This window comes from Alkalimonas sp. (genome assembly GCF_020831925.1).
Lineage (GTDB): Bacteria > Pseudomonadota > Gammaproteobacteria > Enterobacterales > Alteromonadaceae > Alkalimonas.
Genome location: NZ_JAFIFQ010000007.1, coordinates 50,618 through 74,186 on the forward strand (window position 1 = coordinate 50,618; position 23,569 = coordinate 74,186).

The following is a 23,569-nucleotide window of genomic DNA, read 5'->3' on the forward strand; positions in this document are numbered from 1 at the left end:
TTGAGTTGACTGGGTAGTCTGGCGAGCTGGTTTCGTTGCTCTATTTAACCTGCACAATTTTACAGGTATTAGATGCGCCTATGGTTTCCATTTGATCGCCATGAGTTAACATCACCAAATCACCACTTTTCAAGCCGGCGGCGCTGGCAATGCACTGAATGGCACTGTGCGCCAGCTCATTGGCTGGAATAGCGCGGGTATCAAAGAAGGCAGGATAAACACCTCGGTACAACGCCAGTTTATTCAGGGTCTTCTGATGGCGGGATAAAGCATAAATTGGCTGGGTCGAGGTAATGCGCGACATCAGTTTGGCTGTGTAGCCAGACTCAGTCAAAGCGATGATGGCTTTAATGCCTGGCAAGTGATTGGCCGCATACATGGCGGACATAGCAATAGTTTCACTGACATCGCCAAAGGTTTCTTCCATCCGGTGCTTGGACACCTTGATGCTGGGGTGTTTCTCTGCGCCAATACATACCCGCGCCATAGCATCAACGGTTTCTGTTGGGTAAGAGCCGGCCGCAGTCTCTGCTGAGAGCATCACGGCATCTGTGCCGTCCAGAACCGCATTGGCAACGTCCATCACTTCTGCACGGGTTGGCATTGGACTTTCAATCATCGACTCCATCATCTGAGTTGCCGTGATCACAATACGGTTCAATTGCCGACTGCGGGCAATAATACGCTTTTGTTGACCGACCAGCTCGGCATCACCGATTTCAACACCCAGATCGCCACGTGCAACCATAACTGCGTCCGACGCAAGAATGATATCATCCAGGGTTTCATTATCGGCAACGGCTTCGGCACGTTCGATTTTGGCCATAATGCGTGCTTCTGAGCCTGCCGTTAAAGCAAGCTCCCGGGCCAGTCGCAAGTCATCGCCACAGCGCGGGAAAGAAACCGCCAGATAGTCGACATCAATTTCAGCTGCCAGCTTGATGTCTTCTTTGTCCTTGTCGGTCAGGGCAGGGGCCGATAAGCCGCCTCCCTGACGATTAATGCCTTTGTTGTTGCTTAGCTTGCCGGCAACCGTGACTTTGGTGTGGACTTTGCTACCATCGACGCCAGTCACCTGCAATTGAATACGGCCATCATCCAGCAACAGAATATCGCCAGGTTGGACATCCTGTGGCAATTCTTTGTAATCAATACCAACCTGATCGATATTACCTGCACCTTTCGGCAGGCTGGCATCCAGCAAAAAAGGTTGATCAGCTTTCAGTACTACAGAGCCTTCAGAGAAGGTAGATACTCGTATTTTAGGGCCTTGCAAGTCGCCTAAGATGGCTACATGGGTACCAGTCTTATTGGCAGCTGCTCGCACCATAGCTGCGCGTTGGCGGTGGTCATCGGCCGTGCCATGAGAAAAGTTGAAGCGAAAAACCGTGGCACCTTTACGGATCAGTTGCTCAATCGCTGCTTCGGTATTGGTAGCCGGGCCTAAGGTCGCGACAATTTTAGTTCTTCTTGGCATCAATTGCTCCTGAATGTGGGGATGAACGATTCACCATTAGTGTAATGTAATTTTATTACAGAATACAGCGCAGCTAAGAAAATAAATAACGAAACTGGCAAGCTCGGTTGCCAGTTTAACGCTTGACTCAGGCCGGAAAATCTTTCTTTTCAAAACGGGAGCCGCGCAAACTGTCTTTTACTTTCTTAAGATTTTCCCTGAACTTAGAACCACGACGCAGGGTAAAGCCAGTCGCCAAAATATCGATCAACACCAGTTGTGCAACCCGTGATGCCATCGGCATGTACATGTCGGTGTCTTCCGGCACATCCAGCGACAACACCAAAGTGCACTCCCGTGCCAGCGGGCTGTCGTAAGCGGTAATGCCGATGACAGTCGCATCGTTTTCGCGGGCTATGGCTGCAATATCGCACAGGTTCTTGGTGCGGCCGGTGTGGCTGATACAAACCACCACATCACCTTCTGCACTATTAATAGCTGACATTCGCTGCATCACGATGTCGTCGAAGCACACCACTGGGACATTAAAACGAAAGAACTTGTTCTGAGCATCATGCGCCACGGAGGCCGAAGCACCTAACCCAAAGAAAGAAATTTTCTTGGCCTGAGTTAATACGTCGACAGCACGGTTGATGGTGTTGATATCCACATTGTGGCGGGCTGAATCGAGTGCTGCCATGGTGGACTCAAAGATTTTCGCGGTGTAGGCCTCCGGGCCATCTTCTTCTTCAACATGACGATTTACGTAAGGCGTACCATTGGCCAGGCTCTGCGCCAGGTGCAACTTGAAATCCGGAAAGCCTTTGGTATCCAAGCGGCGACAAAAGCGGTTTACGGTTGGCTCACTGACATCCGCCATTTTGGCCAAAGCAGCTATACTGCTATGAATGGTGGTCTGTGGATTGGCTAGGATAACTTCAGCGACTTTACGCTCAGACTTGCTGAAGTTAGCGACACTGTTGACTATTTTTTCAAGTACATTCATTCCAAGCTTCCTGGTTGTGCGACCTGGTCAGTCGGCGAGCCGGTGTAATAGTGGTTGTTATACATCCAAACCCGGTTACAGAAAAGTATTTATTTTACCACAGTTGATCGCTACAGCCGTTATAAAGGTGGCTAACTGGGCGTATAATAGGTTACTTAAGCATATTTGTAATTTAATTACAATAAGTCGGGTTTACAACACCGAAATGCTGCGTTAGTATGCGGTGGTTGTTGTAAAATTACATCTTTAGAACGGGACTAAATTATGTCATCAGCAGCAAAAGCCTGTGATCTTCTGTTATTTGGCACCAAGGGCGATCTGGCACGTCGTAAATTATTACCAGCACTCTATCAGCTGGAAAAAGCCGGTTTAATGCATGATGACAGTCGGGTTATTGGTATCGCCAGAGATGAGTTGGAGCAAAACGCTTATCAACAGCTGGTACGAAAAAACCTGGAAACCTTTATTAAGAAAGAGCCCATTGACGAAGCCGTCTGGCAGCGCTTTCAGCAGCGCTTACTATACGTGCAACTGGATCTAACGGCTGCTGCCGACTACCAGAAACTTAGTGCTGTGGCGGATTGTGAGAAGCGGATCCCAGTCAGTTATTTTGCCACGCCGCCCGCTTTATTTGCCTCTATTTGCGCGGGTTTGCACTCAGCTGGACTGGCGGCCGATCCGGCCAGGGTGGTGCTGGAAAAACCGATTGGCCATGATCTGGAGTCGTCTCGCCAGATTAATGAGCAGGTCGCGCAGTATTTTCAAGAGTGCCAGGTGTACCGCATTGATCACTATTTAGGAAAGGAAACTGTTTTAAACCTGTTAGCGCTCCGTTTTGCCAATGCCATTTTTGCCTCTAACTGGGACCACAATGCGATTGACCATGTGCAAATTACCGTGGCCGAAGAGGTTGGCGTTGAAGGGCGCTGGAGCTATTACGACGATGCCGGCCAGATGCGCGATATGGTGCAAAACCATTTACTGCAGGTGCTCACCCTGATTGCGATGGAGCCACCAGCGCGATTGGATGCCGACAGCATTCGGGATGAGAAACTTAAAGTATTAAAAGCATTGCGGCCGATTGATATCAGCAATGTGCATGAGAAAACGGTGCGGGGCCAATACGCGGGTGGCTATGTTGCCGGCGGCGCTGTGCCGGGCTACCTGGATGAAGAAGGCTCCCGTAATAACAGCAGCACCGAAACCTTCGTCGCCATAAAAGTAGATATCGATAACTGGCGCTGGGCTGGTGTGCCATTTTATTTGCGTACTGGCAAGCGCATGCCGGAAAAGCGCAGTGAAGTGGTTATTAGCTTCAAACCACAGCCACACAATATTTTCCATGAAACTTACAAACAGTTACCTGCCAATAAGCTGATTATTCGGCTGCAGCCGGACGAAGGCGTGGAAGTACAGGTGATGAATAAGATCCCTGGTCTTGGTGAAACTATGCAGTTACGGCAAACCAAGCTGGATTTAAGCTTTGATGAAACCTTCAGTTCTAAGCGAATTGCCGATGCTTATGAGCGCTTATTGCTCGAAGCCATGTTGGGTAATCAATATTTGTTTGTTCGTCGTGATGAAGTCGAGCATGCCTGGCGTTGGGTCGATGGCATTTTAGAAGCCTGGAAATCGACTGGTGAGCCACCCAAAAGCTATCAGGCAGGTAGCTGGGGGCCAGTGTCCGCCATTTCATTATTAGCGCGTGATGATCGCAACTGGGACGAGTAGGAGGCATGATGCAATTTCATCGTTTTGAAAACAGTGCTGCACTCAATAGCAACTTCGCTGAGCGCTTAATTGACTTGCTGAAGGTTGGCATCGCTGAGCGCGGTCACGCTTATCTGGCTGTTTCTGGTGGCCGCACACCACAGGCACTGTTCAGTCATTTGGCTGGGACTGAGCTACCTTGGTCTAAAGTGACCATTACGCTGGCGGACGATCGCTGGCTGGCACCCGATGCCAAAGACAGTAATGAGCGCTTGGTGAAGTCGGTATTACTTCAGGATAAAGCCAGTGCCGCCAATTTTATCAGTCTGGTCACAACCAATGAGCGAGCTGAAGATGGCGCTGATGCTATTAACAACCGACTGGCTGCCATCCCGACCTTTGATGCGGTTATTTTAGGCATGGGGGAGGATGGTCATACTGCCTCTTTATTTCCATGCAGTCAGGAACTGGCTGAAGGCTTGGCGATAACAAAGGATGCCCTGGCGGTGAATCCGACCACAGCGCCTTATCAACGGATGTCGCTCTCTAAACAACGTCTGCTGAATACGCGGCACTTGTTTTTGCATTTGGTTGGTGCCGGCAAACTGCCGGTACTGAACCAAGCCGTAGCTGGTGATGATGTGATGCAGATGCCAATCCGCGCTTTCTTACACCATCCCTGCGTTGATATCCAGGTGATGTTCGCTACCGAATAGAGGTTACTTATGCACCCTGTCATTCAAAAAGTTACCGATCGGATTGCCGCCCGCAGTGAGCGCAGCCGTGCGGTCTATCTGGCCCGGATTGAAAAGGCCCGTTTAAAAGGCCCGCATCGCGGCACTTTATCCTGCGGTAATTTGGCACATGGTTTTGCTGCCTGCGGCAAGCAGGATAAATCCGATTTGCGCAGCCTGACAAAAGCCAATATCGGTATTATTTCTTCCTACAACGACATGCTCTCTGCTCATCAGCCTTATGAGCATTATCCAGCTCTGATTAAAGCGGCTGCCAATGAAGTAGGCAGTGTTGCCCAGTTTGCCGGTGGTGTGCCTGCCATGTGCGATGGCGTGACCCAAGGTCAGCCTGGCATGGAGCTTAGCCTGATGAGCCGCGATATTATCGCCATGGCCGCAGCAGTTGGCTTATCACACAATATGTTTGATGGCGGCCTGATGCTGGGCATTTGCGACAAGATCGTACCTGGCTTGCTAATGGCAGCCTTTAGCTTCGGTCATTTACCTTTTGTTTTTGTGCCGGCAGGGCCAATGCCTTCAGGCATTCCCAATAAAGAAAAAGCCCGCGTGCGCCAGTTGTTTGCTGAAGGCAAGGCAACTAAAGAAGAATTATTGGAAGCAGAGTCCGCGTCCTACCATTCGGCCGGCACCTGTACTTTTTACGGCACTGCCAACTCCAATCAGCTGGTGGTAGAAATGATGGGGCTGCATTTGCCTGGCTCCTCTTTTGTTAACCCCGGCACTGAACTCAGAGATGAACTGACCAAAGCGGCTACCCGCCAGGTCACCCGTTTAACCGATCTCGGCACCGATTATATGCCGATTGGCAAGCTGGTGGATGTGAAATCCATTGTCAATGGTCTGGTGGGTTTGTTGGCGACCGGAGGTTCCACCAACCACACCATGCACTTGATTGCGGTAGCTCGCTCGGCTGGCTTTTTGATTAACTGGGATGATTTTGCAGAACTTTCCAGCGTCACCCCCTTGATTACCCGGATTTATCCTAATGGTCAGGCCGATATCAATCATTTCCAACAAGCCGGCGGTATGGCTTATCTAATCCGTACTTTGCTGGATGAAGGTTTACTGCACGTAGATGTGCAAACAGTAGCCGGCTATGGTTTGCGTCGTTACACCCAGGTGCCTGTCATGCAGGATGGCAAGCTGGTGTGGGTTGATGGCCCTACTGAGTCGCTGGATCCGCAAGTGTTAACCTCGGCTGCGACACCTTTTAAGCACCATGGTGGCCTGGAAGTACTTTCCGGTAATTTAGGTCGAGCCGTGATGAAAACCTCCGCTTTGCGGGAAGGAACAGCCGTGATTACCGCACCCGCTGTAGTTTTCTCCAGTCAGCATGAACTGGATGCTGCCTTTAAGTCAGGTGAACTGAATAAAGACTGTGTGGTGGTGGTTCGTTTTCAGGGACCAAAAGCCATCGGGATGCCAGAGCTGCATAAATTAACGCCGCCGCTTGGTGTACTGCAAGATCGAGGCTTCAAGGTGGCTCTTGTGACCGATGGTCGTATGTCCGGAGCCTCGGGCAAGGTACCGGCAGCCATCCATGTTACACCGGAAGCCATTGAAGGCGGTTTATTGGCCAAAGTACAAAATGGTGATTTGGTGAGGGTTGATGCCGAGCAAGGAGTGCTGGAATTGCTGGTTGATGCCAAAGAGCTGGCAGAGCGTCAGGCCGAAAGCATCGACTTATCGGACAGTTATGCGGGTATGGGCCGGGAAATTTTTGGTGGCTTGCGTGCCCAACTGACTGGGGCTGAAGAGGGTGCTTGCGCCTTGTTTTATACCGAAGATCATTTAGATGCTGACGGAGGGGTGCATGGCTAAAGCGCATTATGCCATTGTCGCGGATATTGGCGGCACCAATGCTCGCTTTAGCCGGGTTAATTTGCAGGATCTAAGCCTTGATCAGGTCCAGGTGTATCGCTGTGCCGATTTCGCAACCCTGGCCGATGCACTTCAGCACTACAGGGATGAGCAGCAGTTGCAGACGCTAACCGATGTCGCCATAGCCATAGCTTGCCCGGTGCAGGGCGATCAGGTGCAGATGACCAACTTTCACTGGCAGTTTTCGATCAGCGCTATGCAGCAACAACTGCAGCTTTCCAGCTTGCTGGTAATGAACGACTTTACCGCAGTCGCCATGAGCCTGCCGGTGGTACAGGCCACCGATTGCGTGCAATTTGGTGGTGGCCTGGCCAAGTCCAATCAGCCCATGGCGGTGCTTGGTGCTGGTACCGGCCTGGGTGTTGGGCACTTGCTCCCCTTAGCTGAGCAGCGCTATCACCCGCTTCCTGGTGAGGGCGGCCATGTCGACTGGGCACCCATCAATCAGCAGGAATGGGCGATTTATCAGTTTTTAAGCAACAAGTACGGTCATGTTTCGCCAGAGCGCTTGTTATCGGGCCCAGGGCTGGAAGACCTCTATTTGGCTTTAGCTGAATACCAGCAAGTATCTGCAGAACCACTCAGTGCAGCGGCTATTTCCGAGCAAGCAATGGCAGGTACTAATGCCCTCGCAGCCGAGACCATAGCACAGTTCTTTGCCAGCCTTGGCAGCATTGCCGGCAACCTGGCTCTGACCTTAAGTACTACGGGGGGCGTCTTTATTGGTGGTGGCATAGTACCCAAACTGTTGCCCTTGCTTGGGCAAAGTGAGTTCCGCAGCCGCTTTGAACAAAAGGGGCGTTTTACGTCGTTTAACCAGGCCATCCCGACTTATGTTATTACCGCAGAGCAACCAGGCCTTACCGGTGCAGCTTTGTATTTGAAACAAACCATCTCACAACAAACTCAGGGCGAGTAAGTATTATGGCATTTGAAAATTGGCAATTAGATCCTGCAACCTTGTTTGCGCAGGGCCCTGTAGTTCCAGTGATTGTAATCAATGATTTGGCCGAAGCCGTGCCTATGGCCAAAGCTTTGGTTGCAGGTGGTTTACGGGTGTTGGAAGTCACGCTACGCACACCAGTGGCGATGGATGCCATCCGATTACTCAGTAAAGAAGTCCCTGAGGCCATTGTCGGTGCCGGAACGGTGACTTCGTCCGAGCAATTGCAGCAAGTCATTGAAGCCGGCGCCCGCTTTGCGATTAGCCCAGGTATGACGCGTGAACTACTGCAAGCGGGTAAGGACTCGGTGATCCCATTAATCCCGGGTATTGCCAGTATTTCGGAGCTGATGGAAGGGTTGGCACTTGGCTACACCCATTTTAAATTTTTTCCGGCTGAAGCTGCCGGCGGTGTTAAAACCCTTAAATCTATTCATGGGCCATTCTCGGAAGTGCGTTTTTGTCCGACCGGTGGTATCAACGAAAAGAATTTTCTGGAGTATCTGGCGCTACCAAATGTGGCATGCGTTGGTGGCTCCTGGGTTTTGCCAGCCGATGCGATTGCAGCCGGGGATTGGCAAAAAGTTACCCAACTTTGCCAGGATGCGCTGGCGCAGGTCGCCAATCATTAAGGCTTTTGACACCCCATGACTCCCTGCACAGGCCTTATATAGCGGCCTGCGCAGCCTTTTTTTGCGCAAGACAAAAAATTTTCCTGCATACTTACCCAGTTCAAATAGCCCAGATTGGATACAGATGTTTAATTTCTGCTACTTTAGTCGCAATCCAGTAATTTATCGCTATTTTTTGGTATTTTGTCCTGATTTTACGCTAAACGCTGTGCTACAATGCCGCCGCCTGCAACAGGTAAAAGCGTCCTTTTAACCCGAATGTAAATAGATAGGTCTGACCATGCAAAGTCTCCGTTGCGTGTCGTGGTTGGCTGGTTTGCTGTGTCTGCTATTCAGCACACCGGTTTTTGCTGCATCCGCTGCTCCACTCGATTTAACAAGCTCCCTTGTTGGTTTTGTCTGTATTGCTATTTTTGTCGTCGCTTATGTGTTGGTGATGGGCGAAGAAAAACTTCATATGCGTAAATCCAAGCCGGTGTTGGTTGCTGCTGGTTTAATCTGGATCCTTATTGGCTGGGTTTACATCAGCCGTGATATTCCAGTTGTAACCGAAGCAGCATTTCGTCATAACCTGCTTGAATTCGCTGAGCTAATGCTATTCCTTTTGGTAGCAATGACATACATCAATGCGCTGGAAGAACGGCGATTATTTGATGCATTGCGGGCCTGGATGATACGCAAGGGCTTTAGTTACCAGAATCTGTTTTGGATCACCGGCTTCCTGTCGTTCTTTATTTCTCCTATCGCCGATAACTTAACCACAGCTTTGCTGATGTGTGCTGTGGTGATGAAAGTGGCCGAAGGAGATAAACGTTTTATCAACCTCTGCTGTGTCAATATTGTCATAGCTGCTAATGCGGGCGGTGCCTTTAGTCCTTTTGGCGATATCACCACGCTTATGGTGTGGCAGGCCGGCCTGGTGCGCATTGATGAGTTCCTGGTGTTGTTCTTCCCTGCTTTGGTTAATTACCTGATCCCGGCGACAGTGATGAGCTTTTTTGTTGAGAAAAGGCAACCATCCGCGGTGTATGAAGATGTTGAGTTAAAACGCGGCGCGCTGCGTATTCTAACTTTATTTTTGCTGACTGTTGCCACCGCCGTGCTGTGCCATAGCTTACTGCATTTGCCACCTGTTCTGGGCATGATGATGGGGCTGGGGTACCTGCAGTTCTTCGGCTATTTCCTGCGCATGACCTTGCCTGGATCGTTAGCACGTAAAAAGGCAATGGCCGAGCGTGAGGGCGATCAGGAGAAACTGAAGCGCCTCGGTGGCGTAGTGCCTTTCGATGTTTTCAGCCGGGTATCGCGGGCTGAGTGGGACACCTTGTTATTCTTCTATGGCATCGTGATGTGTGTAGGCGGGTTAGGCTTTCTTGGCTACCTTGGTTTGATGTCTGATTTATTGTACGAGGGCTGGAATCCGACCTCGGCCAATATCCTGCTCGGCGTGATCTCGGCGGTCATCGATAACATCCCAGTGATGTTCGCAGTTCTTGCGATGCAGCCTGAGATGTCGCATGGTCATTGGTTGCTGATCACCTTAACGGCAGGTGTCGGTGGTAGTTTGCTGTCGATAGGCTCCGCTGCTGGTGTGGCCTTGATGGGGCAGGCCCGTGGCTATTACACTTTTTTTGGTCACCTGAAGTGGGCACCGGTGATTTTCCTTGGCTACATCGCCAGTATCGCCGTGCATTTGTGGTTAAATGCAGACTTGTTTCATATCTACGACTAAGCCCAGCAGGCAGCAGTTTCACTGCTGCCTGCTTTTCTGCTTGCCCGCTATCGCGAGGCCATCGCTAATCTGTTATTCTCACTCAAATTTCATCATTTGCCAGCCAAAAGACTATACTTAACCTACTGCTGGCCAACCAATGCCGGAACTTGTCTGATGAACGCACTACAGTACGCTGAAAATGTTACCGAAGTTTTTGTGTTTCCAGATGCTTACCTTCGAGTTAAGCAACTACTGGAGTCTGAACGCGCCGATATGGATGAGGTGGCGGAAGTTATCCAGCTTGATCCGTCCCTGGCGAGTAAAATTTTAAAATTGGCCAATAGTGCTATTTATAACTTACCCAAAAAAATTGATACCATCAGCAAAGCTTTGGTAGTGCTAGGCGCTGGAACCATCTACAACCTGGTGATTAGCTCCGCAGTGATCAGTGTTTGTGAGCAAGTCAGTCACAGCGCTATCGATATGGACAGATTCTGGGAGCAAAGTGTCCATACCGCATTGATAGCTCGTGCTTTAGGCAATAAAGTAGCCCCACGGCAGAGTGAGCAACTCTATGTTTCAGGCTTGCTGCATAATATTGGTGAACTGGCTTTGTGTCAGTTGGATCCAGAACTGGCCAAAGCTTGTGAACAATACAGTGCTGATGAAAAACCCTGGCAGTGCCAACGGCGTGTACTTGGTTTTACCTATGCCGAGTTAAGTGCAGCTTTGCTGCGACTTTGGCAATTACCGAACTCAATCATTGAGCCCATCGCTTTGCAGCATCAGCCCGATAAACATTTACGGCAGCCGGCTGTATTGCTGTTAAATATTTCTTCCCGACTGGCATTGGCGAATGTTCACCCTGAACTGTATAAGCAAACTAATTTGCTGGATCCCTTTGTACTGGAAGTTTTGGGCATTATTCAGCCAGACCTGCGGGCTGCGTTGGATTTTTGCAACAGTGAGGCGCTCTACCTACTTTCTGTACTCAACCCTAAAGCCGGTATTTTGTATTAACTGGTCTTCAGCATACCCCTTTGACACAAGGAAATACCATGGTGCGTTATTCCGTTCTTGCCGTATCTCTGTCGTTACTGCTTGCCGGCTGTCAGCCAGCACAACACACTGAACAGCCGACAGTAACAGAGCTTGCTGAACAGCAACAACTACACAGTGAGCGTTTAACGCGCTGGTTCGATGAAAAGTATGAAGAGCAGTTGCAGCAAAGCCCCTTGATGCTGACTTTTCTTGGCCGAAAAGATCGCCAATTTGATGTGGATGATATGAGCCTGGCTGCTCAGGATGCACAACTTGCCTGGAAAGCCGCCACGGTAGCTGAGCTTACCAGCAGCTTTGATCGTGCTTTGCTTACCAATGAAGCCAAGACCTCTTATGATTTATGGCTTCACCAATATCAGCAAATGAGGGCGTCAGCAGATTTCCGCCATCACAATTATCTGTTCAATCAGATGCAAGGCATGCATAGTTTGCTGCCGCAAATCATGATGAGCTTTCATCAGGTGGAAAGCAAAGAGGATATGCAAGCCTACATTGCACGCCTGGAAGGGATCAGTGTTGCCCTGCTGCAATTGTTGGAGCAAGCTCAGCAATTTACCGAGCAAGGTATTCGACCGCCACGTTTTGCCTATGAAGGTGTGATAGAGCAGGTAGAAAACTTGTTACGCGGTCAGCCGTTTGAGCTGGAATCTGAACAGGTAGCACCGCTATGGCAAAATGCACAGCAAAAAATTACTCAGCTGCAGCAACAACAACTGCTGAATGATGATGAGGTCAATACCTTGCAGCAGCAAGCCAGATCTGCGTTGACCGGCTACTTTCAACCGGCTTACCAAAAACTGCTGGACTGGTTGCAACAGGAAGTGGCATTGGCCGCAGTTAATCCAACCGGTGTTTCTACTCATCCTAATGGCCGGGCCTACTACAACCATATGCTGCAAGTTTCAACCACAACCAGCATGACAGCCGATGAGATCCACGAGTTAGGTTTGCAAGAGGTAGCGCGCTTAACAGCGGAGATGGAAAGCATCCGCCAACAGGTTGGTTTTGATGGCGACCTGCATCAGTTTTTTGACTTTATTCGAACCGATGATCGTTTCTTCTATCCAAACACCGATGAGGGGCGTCAGGCTTACATCGATGACTCTGTCGCTTTTCTAGCCTTTATCAATGAACGGTTGCCGGATTATTTTGGTGTGCTACCGAAAGCTGATTTGGTAGTGAAACGGGTAGAGCCATTTCGCGAACAACCCGGTGCTGCCCAACATTACTTTCCCGGTACACCGGATGGGTCCCGTCCAGGCGTCTATTACGCGCATTTATCGGATATGCGTGCCATGCCGAAAAATGAAATGGAAGCCATTGCCTACCACGAGGGTAACCCTGGTCATCATATGCAAATATCCATTGCACAAGAGCTGACGGATATTCCTCGCTTTCGTACTCAGGCTAACTTTACGGTCTTCGCTGAGGGCTGGGCTTTGTATTCCGAGTTGCTGGCCAAAGAAATGGGCGCTTATCAGGACCCATACTCCGATTTTGGCCGTTTGGTAACAGAGATGTGGCGGGCAGTTCGCCTGGTGGTAGATACCGGGCTGCATGCCAAAGGTTGGACGGAAGAGGATGCCATTGCTTACTTCCAGCAATACACGCCTATTCCTATTGAGGCTGTGCGCTCTGAAGTGCGGCGCTATCTGGTGATGCCAGGCCAGGCGACTGCTTACAAAGTAGGTATGATCCGTATTCAGGAACTACGCGCTATGGCGGAGCAGGCTCTGGGCGAGAACTTTGATATTCGCCAGTTCCATGACACTGTGTTAGGAGGTGGTGCTTTGCCGCTTGATTTGCTGCAGCGCCGTGTTGAAGCCTGGGTCGCAAGTCAGCAACCTGAATGATTTTTTTGCCTGTCCCAATCACTTGGGGCAGGCGCTTACACATTGAGTAGTGCATGGAAGGAACACCAAAACAACCCTCTAATCTTTCCTTATTGCTGCAAAGCTTGTTGCAAGAGGCCCGGCAATTGCCGGAGCAAGGCAAGGTGGCTAACTATATACCGGCTTTGGCCGCGGTAGAGCCTGAGCAAACCGCCATAGCGGTTGCTACGCTGGATGGTGAGCTGCATACGGCTGGCGATGCTAGTCAGTGTTTTTCCATCCAAAGTGTGTCAAAAATCTATGGCCTGGTATTGGCAATGAACCGGCTGGGTGATGATGTCTGGCAACGGGTGCATATGGAGCCTTCGGGCCAGCCCTTTAATTCCATTGTTCAACTGGAATGGGAGCATGGTATCCCGCGTAATCCCTTTATCAATGCCGGTGCCATCGTGGTGTCTGATATGCTGGTTTCACACTATTCAGCCAGTAAAGCGGCTTTATTAAGCTTTGTTCGTAAATTAGCCGGAACCGAGCAGATCTGGGTGGATAACGCCGTCTATCAGTCGGAAAAAGAGCATGGCAATCGCAATGCAGCTCTGGCCTATTTGATGAAAAGCTTTGGCAACATTGAAGCGGAAGTGCCCCAGGTGCTGGATCATTACTTTTATCAATGTTCGGTGGAGATGAGCTGCGAGCAACTGGCGCGTAGCCTGGTGTTTCTGGCCAATCGTGGGCTCGATCCCTGGACTGAGCAGATGATCTGCAGCCGGCGTGATGCACACCGCGTCAATGCCATTTTATCCACCAGCGGTATGTACGACCAGTCCGGTGAATTTGCTTTCACTGTTGGCTTACCAGCCAAAAGTGGGGTTGGTGGGGGCATTGCTGCTATCGTACCCAACTACGGCGTGATAGCGGCCTGGAGTCCGCGTTTAAACAGCTTTGGTAACTCCTGCCGCGCTATGTTTATGGTAACCCGGTTCGCAGAGCAGCTGGGCTTATCGGTGTATTAAAGAACGGGCCTTTTGGCCCGTTTCATTTAGTTGGTATCTTCATAGCCCCAAGGAGTTGGCGGTAAGTCGACTGGTTTGGTTAAGTCAAAATCAACCCGAAGCTCGCGGCCTTCACGCGTTAGGCGGTAGGCAAAAAACTCCCCCGGATAGATGTACATATGCCAGGTATTCCACAGCGACTGGGGCTGACGCCGACGAATAAAATCGTGCTTGGAAAAATCATCGGCCGGAAATGACTGGGCATGAGGCCAGCCGGCATCCACGGTGTGACCACCGTACATGGTTGCATTATCCGGCACGCCTTCTTTGGTACGGTGATCGTGTTTCAGTTGAATGCCAGAGCCTGTTTTAGTCAGGATCCAGGTACGCGAATGGTCGTTACCGACATGAAAGGGGATTTCAAGCCGATCGTCGCTGCAGTGACGAACATGCATCACCAGTCTGTTTTCAGTAAAGGTTTCAACACCGGTAAAGTTAGCTTCGGTGACCCGGCCTTCAAAGGCCTGGCCACAATAACGGGCGATGTTGTCGAAGAATTGGTCCTGAGCAGGAACCGAGACTGTTTGAGCAAATAGCTGGCAGCTGCTGGCCGCCAGCGCAAAACTAACCGCAAGTTGTTTTACCATGAGTAGGGATTTCCTTTATAGTTATCGTGGCTTTATCGCATGGTACCCAGTCTGGTACTGAGGTGCAAATGCCTGGTTCCGGATCCAGGTACTTTCAATCAACAGAATGGTTCGCTTAGTCATGTTGTCTCTATCCAGTTTTCGTATCGCCAGTGTGAATCTGCTCAATTACATCGAACCGCCGCTGGCCAGCTACGAGTACGATGCTATTTACACTCAGCCACAGTGGCAGCAAAAACAGCTGTGGTTGCAGCACTTTATCGAGCAGCAGCAGCCCGATATCATTGGTTTTCAGGAAGTATTTAGCTGCGAAGCGTTGAAACAACAACTTCAGGCATTGGGTTATCCTTATTTTGTGGTGGTGCAACAGCCAGAGCTGATAGCCGATTACATTTTTCATAAACCGGTGGTGGCATTGGCGTCGCGCTATGAAGTGAGCTCTTGTGCTGCCCTGGCTGTAGATCATGGGTTACTTAATGCCGCAGGTTTGTCTGGTTTGCAATTTAGCCGTCAACCATTACGCGCAACCGTCCAGTTGCCTGGCTTCGGCGCGTTGGATTGTTGTGTTGTGCATTTAAAATCCAAGCGGCCTCAGCTTGAACCTGCTTTATTGATTGACGATCACCAGAATCCGCTGCTGGCAACTTTTGGTCGTTGGGCGTCGACCGTACAGCGGGGGACTGAAGCACAGCTGCTGATGCATGCACTATGCAGCAGGCGGCAGCAGCACCGATTGCCACTGGTGTTGATGGGAGATTTGAATGATACACTCAGCGAATCCTCACCCTTATCGATTCTCATCCAGGCCGGTGAGCTCTGGCAAAAGCAGGCCAATGCCAGCGCGCTCGATGCATCTGGCTGGAACCCGGTTCGCTTGCACGATGCCTACCTGTTGGCGAAGCAACATCAGCTTATACCCACTGCTCGACCAGCAACTCATTACTATGGTTCCAAGGGTTCGGTGCTGGACTATATCTTGCTATCGGATGAGTTTGATAGCCTGCATCCGGCCTGCCGGGCCGATGTGCTGAGTTATCAAACCTTCGACAAACATCTGATTAGGCCAGACTACAGTACCGATGCGTACAGCAGCGATCATGCTCCTGTGCTGGCACAGCTTCAGTTAAAGTAGTACGCCCATAGTCTAAGTTTCAAAGCTATCAATTTGCAGTACAGTGACGCAAAGAGTCCTTATAAATTATAAGGACAACGAGCAGCGTATGGATGGAGCAGGGCAATGACGAGCTATCAGGCACATTATCAAACGGCCATGGCCGATCCCGAAAATTTCTGGCTAGAGCAGGCAAATAAACTGCCCTGGTATCAGCCGCCCACTCAGGCTTTAGAACAGTTGTCTGCCAATAGGTACCGCTGGTTTGCTGATGGCAAGCTTAATTGCAGTTACTTGGCGTTGGATCAGCATGTGGCTGCTGGTCGCGGTGAGCAGGCAGCGTTAATTTATGATTCCCCGGTCACCAATAGCCAGCAAAGCTTCAGCTACCAACAACTTCTGCAACAAGTGCAGCTATGTGCCGGTGCCTTGCAGCAGCTTGGGGTAGACAAGGGCGATCGGGTGGTGATTTATCTGCCGATGATCCCGGAAGCCGTGATTGCTATGCTGGCGGTAGCACGGCTTGGTGCCATTCATTCGGTGGTGTTTGGTGGCTTCGCAGCCCATGAACTGGCCGTGCGGATTGACGATGCCACCCCCAAGGTGATTATCAGTGCCAGCTGCGGCATTGAAGTCAATAAAGTGATTGCCTACAAACCTCTGCTTGATAAAGCACTAACACAAGCTTCTCATCAGCCAACTGCCACCTTAATCGTTCAGCGCCCTCAGTTAGCTGCTGAGCTGCAACCAGGGCGCGATCACGATTGGCAGCAAACCTTAGTCAATGCCAGCCCGGCACGGGCAGTGCCGGTAGCTAGCGATCACCCGCTGTATATTTTGTATACCTCGGGCACGACCGGCAAACCCAAGGGGGTGGTACGGGATCATGGCGGTTATGCCGTGGCGCTCAACTACAGCATGGACGCAATTTACAATGTGCAAGCTGGCGATGTATTTTTTGCTGCCTCCGATGTCGGTTGGGTGGTGGGCCATTCCTACATCGTTTATGGCCCCTTAATTGCTGGCTGTACCACGGTGTTGTATGAAGGCAAGCCGGTAATGACACCGGATGCGGGGGCCTTCTGGCGTCTGTGCCAGCAGTATCAGGCCAACGTCTTGTTTGCCGCGCCAACAGCGTTTCGCGCCATCCGTAAAGACGATCCGGAAGCTGAATTATTGGCGCAATACGATTTAAGCGCGCTGCACTGCATTTTTATGGCCGGTGAGCGGCTCGACCCGGCGACTTATGAATGGACCCTTGCCAAAACGGCTAAGCCAGTGGTTGATCACTGGTGGCAAACGGAAACCGGCTGGCCCATTTGTGCCAATCTTATGGGCATTGAAGCTTTGCCGGTGAAACCGGGCTCTTCCTCGGTGCCGGTGCCAGGCTTTTGCATCGAGGTGTTGGATGATGCTGGCAAGAGGCTGCCTGCTAATCAACAAGGCAACATCGCCATCAAGCTACCTTTGCCGCCGGGCTGCCTGCAAACCATCTGGGGCAATGAAGCCCGCTTTGAAGCGGGTTACCTTACCAGTTTTCCGGGCTACTACAGCAGTGGTGATGGTGGCTACATTGATGAGGATGGCTATGTGTTTATTATGGGACGGACCGACGATGTGATCAATGTGGCCGGCCATCGCTTATCGACCGGGGAGATGGAAGAGATCATTGCCCGTCATCCGGCGGTGGCTGAGTGCTGTGTGATAGGTATCGCCGATGCGTTAAAAGGTCAGCTGCCTTTTGGCCTGGTGATGGTGAAAAATGGCAGTGCCATTTCCCCAGAGCAACTGGAGCAGGAGTTGGTAGCGATGGTGCGGGAAGACATTGGCGCTGTTGCCTGTTTTAAGCAAGCCAAAATCGTACAGAAATTACCGAAAACCCGTTCCGGTAAGATCTTGCGCAAGGTGCTGCGCGAGATGGCCGATGGTAAAACGCCGCAGGTGCCATCGACCATTGAAGATCCGACTTGTCTGGACGAAATCCGCATGCACTTACCCTGAAGCTGGCAATTGGCAGTAAGCCGAGAACTGGCTATACTGCCGCAAAAAACAGGGGAAGCGCTATGTCGATGGAACTGGATCTGTTTATGGTGATGTTGGGTGGCTCTCATCCAAAAGCCAATACCGAACTGCACGATGTGGTCTTTGTGGCTGGCGAGCAGTTGCAGCAAACCTATCCGAAACTGCGCCAATTGTGGTTTGGCGAGCCCCAAGGCCTGCATATGGATGCCTGGATGCGGGTTCGTGCTGTCGATGGCTTTAAGCTGCAGCTCGTTTCTGAGCCCGTAAGCCAGCAGCACAAGCTGTTCTTTTTAAATCTGGGCGGTTACCACGATGCGGTCTTTGGTGAAGACCATCGCTATCTGTTGGTGGTGGCCAAAGACAGGGCCGAAGCCAAACAAAAAGCAAAGGCCAGGCAACTGAACAGTTGGGATAAACCGCATACAGACAATGTCTTTGCTATTGATCAGTGCCTTGAAGTTCAGCAGGTAGGGGATTGCTTTGTGCAGTTAACCGCCACTGACCAGCCCGATGACCTGCTGTTTGAGAATGTTTACATTGTACTGCCTGCTGCAGATACAGAAGGTCCAGTCTGAGCTGGTTTAGCCGCTTCAATCAGTAAGGCCACTCCACGACCTCGCGGGTCCGCCACCGCAGCAGTACCATCTGTTGTGCGTTGAATGGCCTGGATATCACCCAGGCTCCAGCGCTGCAAGTGCAGCCGGTAGCCCATAGCTGTCAGCTGTTGCTGTACGTCGTCGCTCAGTGGCTGATAAGGCTCGATGGCAATTTGATCTTTGGGCAGTAACTGATGATGAAAACGTGGCGCTGCAACGGCCTCCGTCAGTGACATTCCAAAATCATACAGGTTGGTGATCACCTGAAAGACTGAAGTAAAAATAGTTGAACCGCCTGGCGTACCTATCACCAGGCGCACTTGGTTGTCCTGTACCAAAATGCTTGGAGTCATGGAGGATAACATTCGTTTGCCTGGTTCGATGGCATTGGCATCGCCACCGACCACACCAAAGGCATTGGGAACTCCAGGCTTGATAGCAAAGTCATCCATTTCATTGTTCAGTAAAAAGCCAGCACCACGGACCACAACACCACTGCCAAAATCCAGGTTCAGCGTGTAGGTGTTGGAGACGGCATTACCGGCATGATCGACAATGGAAAAATGCGTGGTTTGTGCTGATTCTAATCCGGGCTTTACCTGCTCAGTTTGTGAAATGGCTGCTGAATTAATTTCACTGGCTCGCTGCGCCAGATAATCCGGAGCCAGCAGTTGTTGCTGCGGAACTTGGGTAAAGGACGGATCGCCAAGATAATCGGCTCGATCGGCAAATACCCGCTTGGAAATTTCTGCCAGTAAATGCACATACTGCTTGGAATTGTGTACGACACCGACAAAATCGTGCTGCCGGTGCTGCTTCAAGCTCAATAACTGACTAAGTGCGATACCACCCGAGCTCGGCGGCGCCACGGTAATAAGTTGGTAATCACGCCAGGGAAACACCAGCGGCTCGCGCCAAATGGCCTGATAACTGGCTAAATCTTCGGCGCTGATTAAACCTGCACCACGCTGCATTTCAGCTACAATGAGCTCGGCCGTTGTGCCCTGGTAAAAGTCGTCAGCTCCCTGTTTGGCAATTCGGAGCAACGTTGCCGCCAGCTCGTGCTGCTGAAACAGCTCTCCGGCACGCATGTCCGCAAAGTAATCGGCGAAATTGGTTTTGTCCTGATAGCGCTCCAGTGCACTGCCGCCATATTGCTGCAGGTTATCGGGCACCACAAAGCCTTGTTCAGCCAGCTCAATGGCAGGTTGCAGTAAATCGGCCCAGGGCAGGGAGCCAAAGCGTTGATGCGCCTGCCACATGCCCATGACAGTGCCTGGCACACCGGAAGCCAAATGGCCCACCAGGCTCAGATTATCGATCACTTGCCGATCATCATCCAGGTACATATCACGGTTGGCAGCAAGCGGAGCGGTTTCGCGGTAATCAAGATAATAAGGCTCACCCTCAAACCAAATCACCATAAAGCCACCCCCACCAATATTGCCTGCTTCGGGGTAACTAACGGCCAGGGTAAAGGCGGTGGCGATGGCAGCATCAACCGCATTACCACCTTGTTTAAGAATGCGTTCCGCTGTGCTGGCACCATAGCGATCCGGGCTGGCGACAGCAGCAAATTCTGTAGGCGGCTCGGCGGCAAAAACTGTCATGAATGCTGAGGCACAGAGTAAACCGCACGAAAACACACCAAGTTGAAGAATCTGCATAGGAAGGTTCTCTTTATTCATCCATCACAACCTGCCGTGCCTCTGTCGGCTTTTGTCAAGGCAACATGCGCAGACAGCATCGTAGTAAAGTTATCTTGTGGTAATCCTGGAGACAATGCAAGTCAACGTTCGATAACAGCAAAGACAAAGATTGAAATCAGGCACAGAAATGTATATATTTCGCAAAATATTTAAGCCTAAGTTTACAGGAGTTTTTTTATGATTACATTTGGACGTGTTGCGCTTTCGGTTGCTTGTGCATTAGCTCTCGGTGGTTGTGCTGCGAATATGCAGAGTAGTAGCAGTGGAACCGAACAAGCTTACAGCTCAGCTTATGCGCAAAGCCCGAGCTCAGTACTTACTGAAAATCTGAATGGTTTTCAGCACATTTCATTGCAAGAGCTTAGTGCAGAGCAACTCAAAATCACTTTCCCGGGAGTCACCAGTTTTGAGTTTGCTGCCAGAGACATTACTCCTGAGCAAAAGCTAGCTTTAGAGGCTCTGGGCAATGCGTTGCATCATATTGACTACCAAGCTCTAGAGGTATTGGGCCACACCGATAACCGAGGAAATTACCACTACAATCTGCAACTTTCCAGAGAAAGAGCGAAGGTAGTAATGGATTATCTGCTGAGCTTGGGTATTCAATCCGATAAACTGGGATATCACGGCAAGGGGCCAGACGAACCTATCGCCGATAACAGCTCTGCCGCTGGTCAGGCTCAAAACCGTCGTATTGAAATACTGGTTTATCTCTAATCACTCTAAATTAGCAACAACTCTGTCGAAGGTAGAGTTGTTGCTGTCTGTGGCTTCCTTATCCACTCACACTCACCATCAGTTCATTCGCTCGGCGCATTAAGCGCTCCGCATTTCGCACTTGATGTGTTTCCAGTAATTCACCTGATAGTGCCAGGTACTTGTCGGCCAATTGTCTTCGTAGACGGACACTCAGTTCAAAATCATTCGGCCAGATCGCTGCGTAGTGCTGCCATTGATCATAGACAGCGTCCACTTCTGCTGGACGCTCACTTTGCTCAAGCTTGGTTGCCAGTGCATTGAAGCGGTATTGATAAAATACTTCAGCGGCTGCGTAGGGGAATTCAGCTGCTGCACCTTGCTGCAATTGCTGCTGGTAAAATGCCATAGTATCAATGGCAGACTGCATTTGCAGGCCTTGCTCTATAAGTGGCTGGGTTTGCTCTAGCCGATAAAACGCAGCCTGACCGATGGCGAGCAGCTCTTGCAACCTTGCTGCATTATGTTCAGACATCGCTTGTTCAAATTCCTGCAGAAAGAGCTGGACCGCTTCTTCATTGGGTTGCGGTTGGTATGAGGGATCGATCCGCTTTAGGTCTGCCAGCACCTGGAATGGATTATTAAGGTCACCATCCGCACTGTATTTTTGTGCAGCTAGCATTGCCGCGAGTTGATTTTGCAGTATCTCAACAGAACTTTGTTTACTACGCGCAACCCGGTTGCGTACACCTGCCAGTTGATGAGAGTCTGGGTAGAGTTGACTGGCTTTATCACTTAGGTATTCAATGGCACTGTAGTTAGGATAGCGCTCCGTCCGTTCACTCAATAAGCCGTCTATTTGTTGCTCAAAGTAACTTAGCATGGCTGATGTGTGGAAATTTAGCAGTCCGGAAGAAATTATGGGGTTATGATCTGTCAGTTTTTCCAGCTCTTCAAGGACTTCTGCCGGTTGCAGTTGTATCAAGCTGGCTTGATACGACAAAGTTTCCTGATGTGTCTTTACGGCTCGTTGCAATTCCTGCAGGGAATTTTGGTGTCCCTGGAGGTAAGAAATGGCTGCAGTAATTGTCATAATGCCAGCAGCGGTTCCCACAACCAGAGGCCACACCGGTCGTTTCAGCCGACGCATCAGTTGACGCACGGAGCTGGTGCGTTGACTGCCATCGAACGCCAGAGCACGACGAAGCGCTGACCACTGCAATGAGTTCAAATGAGCTGGCTTGCTGGCTTTTTTATTTTCACGCTGCGCTTTATCTGCAGGCACACGGCTGAATGGATGTTTGCTGGTTAAGAGCTCGTAGACCAGACAGGCAAAGGAATACACATCATCAGACGGAGTAGGAGCCTGGCCTTGCAATAGCTCTGCGCTGGCATAAGCTGGAGTAAACCCATTGACTGGTGTTGCTTGAGACTGTTCTTGTGCCGCATAAATGTCAATATTTTGCTGCAGTTTTTGGGCAACGCCAAAATCAAGCAGTTTTACGTGACCATTCCTATCGAGCATAATGTTGGCTGGCTTTAAATCAGCATGCACGATACCTTGCTGGTGGGCGTATGCAAGACCGTCGGCAATTTGTTCTAACAGTTTTTGCGCAAATTTAAAGGGTAATCCTTTTGGTTTGTAGCGATTGATCACTTGTTCCAAGGTTTCGCCATCCAGATACTCCATCACCAGAAAAAAGTGGCCATCATCAGAGCTTACATCAAACAAGCGAATAATATTTGGATGGGCAAGTTGTTGTGTCTTCCGCGCCTCCTGCAACAGCAACTGCAATGCTTCAGGCTGATCAACAAACTGCTTTTGTAACACCTTGATTGCGACAAAGGGCTCTGGAATGCCTGCCTGCTCGAGAAATGTGTCCCTCGCCCGGTAAATATGACTGATCCCACCTGAGCCAAGGAGGTTTTCAATTAAGTATCGCTGCTGCAGCATCGAGCCAGCTTGTAGATGAGAGCTTGTAGAAGAAGCGGCTTGCTGTGCGGTTGTCGTGATTAGCTGTGTCCGATCAGCATTACCTCCTTGCGATGCATCGATAGAGTTTTCGGTCAGAGTTGACGAAAGATCAGCATTAATAGGTTGATCTGTATCAATTATATCATTATCAGGACTTGTACTTGTCATGGTTAGTTTCTTTCCTTGTTGTAAACCTATTCAGCCATAAAACCGCATTAACCATAAATTTTACTTAATTATCTATATTCAATCAATTGTTCACTATAAAGTAAATTTGTTAGTATAGGGCGAACAGCGATCCAGCGCCTCTGAACCTTTGTCAGCAAGCTCAGCCAGGCACTCATTCAATTCTGTTTTTACGAGGCCATTATGACTATTACTCAAGCAAACCCTCATTACAGTGGCATTTACGTGAATGATGTGTGGCAGAACAGCTACCTTGTAAGCAAAGATCTCCTTACATGCCATGACCTTACAGACTGTGAATACTCTGTACTGCAGTGCCCTTTACAAGCCGAATATTTTTTACAGCAAATGGAACCAGCGGTTTTCCGGCAGCAAAACCTGCTTGAAATTTATCGTTACGCGCAAGGAATAACTGCTAGCGAAAGGATACCTTCACCTGAACAGATGTTGAAATTTGTTGCTGAAATTATCTCCAAAGGCGATCTGCGCGTATTCAAAATCAGGGATGGTAATATCAATTCGGAGTGATTGCATTATTTGCTAATATATAAACCGTTTAATTAATTTATAGTTAATTTCGCGATTGACCAATATGCAGCTAATCGTTATCATTAGCCGGTTTTTTTAACAGTGCACAAGCTTGC

General features: G+C 50.1%; 19 protein-coding genes. 14 read left to right on the top strand and 5 right to left on the bottom strand.

Annotated elements, in window-relative coordinates; all coding sequences use genetic code 11:
* Window positions 1-40: 40 nt before the first annotated feature.
* Window positions 41-1,477: a pyruvate kinase gene (gene pyk / locus JJU14_RS04205; protein WP_228611346.1), complete on the bottom strand. Its 1,437-nt coding sequence runs from the start codon at window positions 1,475-1,477 to the stop codon at window positions 41-43.
* A 127-nt stretch (window positions 1,478-1,604) separates the two neighbouring features.
* A complete protein-coding gene (locus JJU14_RS04210) occupies window positions 1,605-2,462 on the bottom strand; it encodes a MurR/RpiR family transcriptional regulator (RefSeq protein WP_091339722.1) in 858 nt (285 codons plus the stop codon).
* A 264-nt stretch (window positions 2,463-2,726) separates the two neighbouring features.
* Here JJU14_RS04210 and zwf point away from each other — a divergent pair, with 264 nt between their 5' ends.
* The 9 genes from zwf to glsB all read left to right on the top strand — a co-directional run bounded on the left by zwf (window position 2,727) and on the right by glsB (window position 14,004).
* On the top strand, window positions 2,727-4,193 hold the full coding sequence (gene zwf / locus JJU14_RS04215; RefSeq protein ID WP_228611347.1) for a glucose-6-phosphate dehydrogenase: 1,467 nt from the start codon (window positions 2,727-2,729) through the stop codon (window positions 4,191-4,193).
* A gap of 8 nt (window positions 4,194-4,201) precedes the next feature.
* Window positions 4,202-4,888 carry a 6-phosphogluconolactonase gene (gene pgl, locus JJU14_RS04220; protein WP_228611348.1) on the top strand — a complete coding sequence of 229 codons (687 nt, stop codon included), beginning with the start codon at window positions 4,202-4,204 and terminating at the stop codon, window positions 4,886-4,888.
* A 9-nt stretch (window positions 4,889-4,897) separates the two neighbouring features.
* On the top strand, window positions 4,898-6,748 hold the full coding sequence (gene edd / locus JJU14_RS04225; protein WP_228611349.1) for a phosphogluconate dehydratase: 1,851 nt from the start codon (window positions 4,898-4,900) through the stop codon (window positions 6,746-6,748).
* Complete coding sequence (locus tag JJU14_RS04230; protein WP_228611350.1) at window positions 6,741-7,727, top strand: glucokinase; 987 nt, start codon at window positions 6,741-6,743, stop codon at window positions 7,725-7,727. The genes edd and JJU14_RS04230 overlap by 8 nt, the downstream gene beginning before the upstream one ends.
* 5 nt (window positions 7,728-7,732) lie before the next feature.
* Window positions 7,733-8,383, top strand: coding sequence for a bifunctional 4-hydroxy-2-oxoglutarate aldolase/2-dehydro-3-deoxy-phosphogluconate aldolase (locus JJU14_RS04235; RefSeq protein WP_228611351.1), 651 nt, complete (start codon window positions 7,733-7,735; stop codon window positions 8,381-8,383).
* A 280-nt stretch (window positions 8,384-8,663) separates the two neighbouring features.
* A complete protein-coding gene (nhaD, locus tag JJU14_RS04240; protein ID WP_228611352.1) occupies window positions 8,664-10,115 on the top strand; it encodes a sodium:proton antiporter NhaD in 1,452 nt (483 codons plus the stop codon).
* 156 nt (window positions 10,116-10,271) lie between these two features.
* Window positions 10,272-11,117, top strand: coding sequence for an HDOD domain-containing protein (locus JJU14_RS04245; RefSeq protein ID WP_228611353.1), 846 nt, complete (start codon window positions 10,272-10,274; stop codon window positions 11,115-11,117).
* Window positions 11,118-11,155: 38 nt separating this feature from the next.
* Window positions 11,156-13,012, top strand: coding sequence for a DUF885 family protein (locus JJU14_RS04250; RefSeq protein WP_228611354.1), 1,857 nt, complete (start codon window positions 11,156-11,158; stop codon window positions 13,010-13,012).
* Window positions 13,013-13,065: 53 nt separating this feature from the next.
* Window positions 13,066-14,004 (top strand): glutaminase B, encoded by a 939-nt coding sequence (glsB, locus tag JJU14_RS04255; protein WP_228611355.1) that lies wholly within the window; start codon window positions 13,066-13,068, stop codon window positions 14,002-14,004.
* Between the two features lie 26 nt (window positions 14,005-14,030).
* On the opposite strand, the gene JJU14_RS04260 is transcribed toward glsB, so the two are convergent.
* Entirely contained in the window at window positions 14,031-14,630 is a 600-nt protein-coding gene (locus tag JJU14_RS04260) for a hypothetical protein (RefSeq protein ID WP_228611356.1), read from the bottom strand.
* 121 nt (window positions 14,631-14,751) lie between these two features.
* Here JJU14_RS04260 and JJU14_RS04265 point away from each other — a divergent pair, with 121 nt between their 5' ends.
* The 3 genes from JJU14_RS04265 (at window position 14,752) to JJU14_RS04275 (ending at window position 18,338) form a co-directional block, all read left to right on the top strand.
* Window positions 14,752-15,762 (top strand): endonuclease/exonuclease/phosphatase family protein, encoded by a 1,011-nt coding sequence (locus JJU14_RS04265; RefSeq protein WP_228611357.1) that lies wholly within the window; start codon window positions 14,752-14,754, stop codon window positions 15,760-15,762.
* Between the two features lie 105 nt (window positions 15,763-15,867).
* Window positions 15,868-17,742 (top strand): propionyl-CoA synthetase, encoded by a 1,875-nt coding sequence (locus JJU14_RS04270; RefSeq protein ID WP_228611358.1) that lies wholly within the window; start codon window positions 15,868-15,870, stop codon window positions 17,740-17,742.
* Window positions 17,743-17,804: 62 nt separating this feature from the next.
* Window positions 17,805-18,338 (top strand): DUF1543 domain-containing protein, encoded by a 534-nt coding sequence (locus JJU14_RS04275; protein WP_228611359.1) that lies wholly within the window; start codon window positions 17,805-17,807, stop codon window positions 18,336-18,338.
* Here the strand turns inward: JJU14_RS04275 and ggt are convergent.
* Entirely contained in the window at window positions 18,296-19,969 is a 1,674-nt protein-coding gene (ggt, locus tag JJU14_RS04280) for a gamma-glutamyltransferase (protein WP_228611360.1), read from the bottom strand. The two genes, JJU14_RS04275 and ggt, sit on opposite strands and share 43 nt — an antisense overlap.
* Window positions 19,970-20,245: 276 nt before the next feature.
* Here ggt and JJU14_RS04285 point away from each other — a divergent pair, with 276 nt between their 5' ends.
* Window positions 20,246-20,785, top strand: coding sequence for an OmpA family protein (locus JJU14_RS04285; RefSeq protein ID WP_228611361.1), 540 nt, complete (start codon window positions 20,246-20,248; stop codon window positions 20,783-20,785).
* A gap of 58 nt (window positions 20,786-20,843) precedes the next feature.
* On the opposite strand, the gene JJU14_RS04290 is transcribed toward JJU14_RS04285, so the two are convergent.
* On the bottom strand, window positions 20,844-22,718 hold the full coding sequence (locus JJU14_RS04290; RefSeq protein WP_228611362.1) for a serine/threonine-protein kinase: 1,875 nt from the start codon (window positions 22,716-22,718) through the stop codon (window positions 20,844-20,846).
* A gap of 390 nt (window positions 22,719-23,108) precedes the next feature.
* On the opposite strand from JJU14_RS04290, the gene JJU14_RS04295 reads away from it, so the two are divergent.
* Window positions 23,109-23,453, top strand: a complete 345-nt coding sequence (locus JJU14_RS04295) for a hypothetical protein (protein WP_228611363.1) — start codon at window positions 23,109-23,111, stop codon at window positions 23,451-23,453.
* Window positions 23,454-23,569: the final 116 nt, after the last annotated feature.

Bases quoted from the DNA above. Each gene is read 5' to 3' on its own strand.
- JJU14_RS04235 (WP_228611351.1), top strand. From the start codon at position 7,733: ATGGCATTTGAAAATTGGCAATTAGATCCTGCAACCTTGTTTGCGCAG.
- JJU14_RS04275 (WP_228611359.1), top strand. From the start codon at position 17,805: ATGTCGATGGAACTGGATCTGTTTATGGTGATGTTGGGTGGCTCTCAT.
- nhaD (WP_228611352.1), top strand. From the start codon at position 8,664: ATGCAAAGTCTCCGTTGCGTGTCGTGGTTGGCTGGTTTGCTGTGTCTG.
- JJU14_RS04260 (WP_228611356.1), bottom strand. From the start codon at position 14,630: ATGGTAAAACAACTTGCGGTTAGTTTTGCGCTGGCGGCCAGCAGCTGC.
- JJU14_RS04265 (WP_228611357.1), top strand. From the start codon at position 14,752: ATGTTGTCTCTATCCAGTTTTCGTATCGCCAGTGTGAATCTGCTCAAT.
- JJU14_RS04245 (WP_228611353.1), top strand. From the start codon at position 10,272: ATGAACGCACTACAGTACGCTGAAAATGTTACCGAAGTTTTTGTGTTT.
- zwf (WP_228611347.1), top strand. From the start codon at position 2,727: ATGTCATCAGCAGCAAAAGCCTGTGATCTTCTGTTATTTGGCACCAAG.
- JJU14_RS04230 (WP_228611350.1), top strand. From the start codon at position 6,741: ATGGCTAAAGCGCATTATGCCATTGTCGCGGATATTGGCGGCACCAAT.
- pyk (WP_228611346.1), bottom strand. From the start codon at position 1,477: ATGCCAAGAAGAACTAAAATTGTCGCGACCTTAGGCCCGGCTACCAAT.
- JJU14_RS04250 (WP_228611354.1), top strand. From the start codon at position 11,156: ATGGTGCGTTATTCCGTTCTTGCCGTATCTCTGTCGTTACTGCTTGCC.
- JJU14_RS04285 (WP_228611361.1), top strand. From the start codon at position 20,246: ATGATTACATTTGGACGTGTTGCGCTTTCGGTTGCTTGTGCATTAGCT.
- edd (WP_228611349.1), top strand. From the start codon at position 4,898: ATGCACCCTGTCATTCAAAAAGTTACCGATCGGATTGCCGCCCGCAGT.
- JJU14_RS04290 (WP_228611362.1), bottom strand. From the start codon at position 22,718: ATGCTGCAGCAGCGATACTTAATTGAAAACCTCCTTGGCTCAGGTGGG.
- glsB (WP_228611355.1), top strand. From the start codon at position 13,066: ATGGAAGGAACACCAAAACAACCCTCTAATCTTTCCTTATTGCTGCAA.
- ggt (WP_228611360.1), bottom strand. From the start codon at position 19,969: ATGACAGTTTTTGCCGCCGAGCCGCCTACAGAATTTGCTGCTGTCGCC.
- JJU14_RS04295 (WP_228611363.1), top strand. From the start codon at position 23,109: ATGACTATTACTCAAGCAAACCCTCATTACAGTGGCATTTACGTGAAT.
- JJU14_RS04270 (WP_228611358.1), top strand. From the start codon at position 15,868: ATGACGAGCTATCAGGCACATTATCAAACGGCCATGGCCGATCCCGAA.
- JJU14_RS04210 (WP_091339722.1), bottom strand. From the start codon at position 2,462: ATGAATGTACTTGAAAAAATAGTCAACAGTGTCGCTAACTTCAGCAAG.
- pgl (WP_228611348.1), top strand. From the start codon at position 4,202: ATGCAATTTCATCGTTTTGAAAACAGTGCTGCACTCAATAGCAACTTC.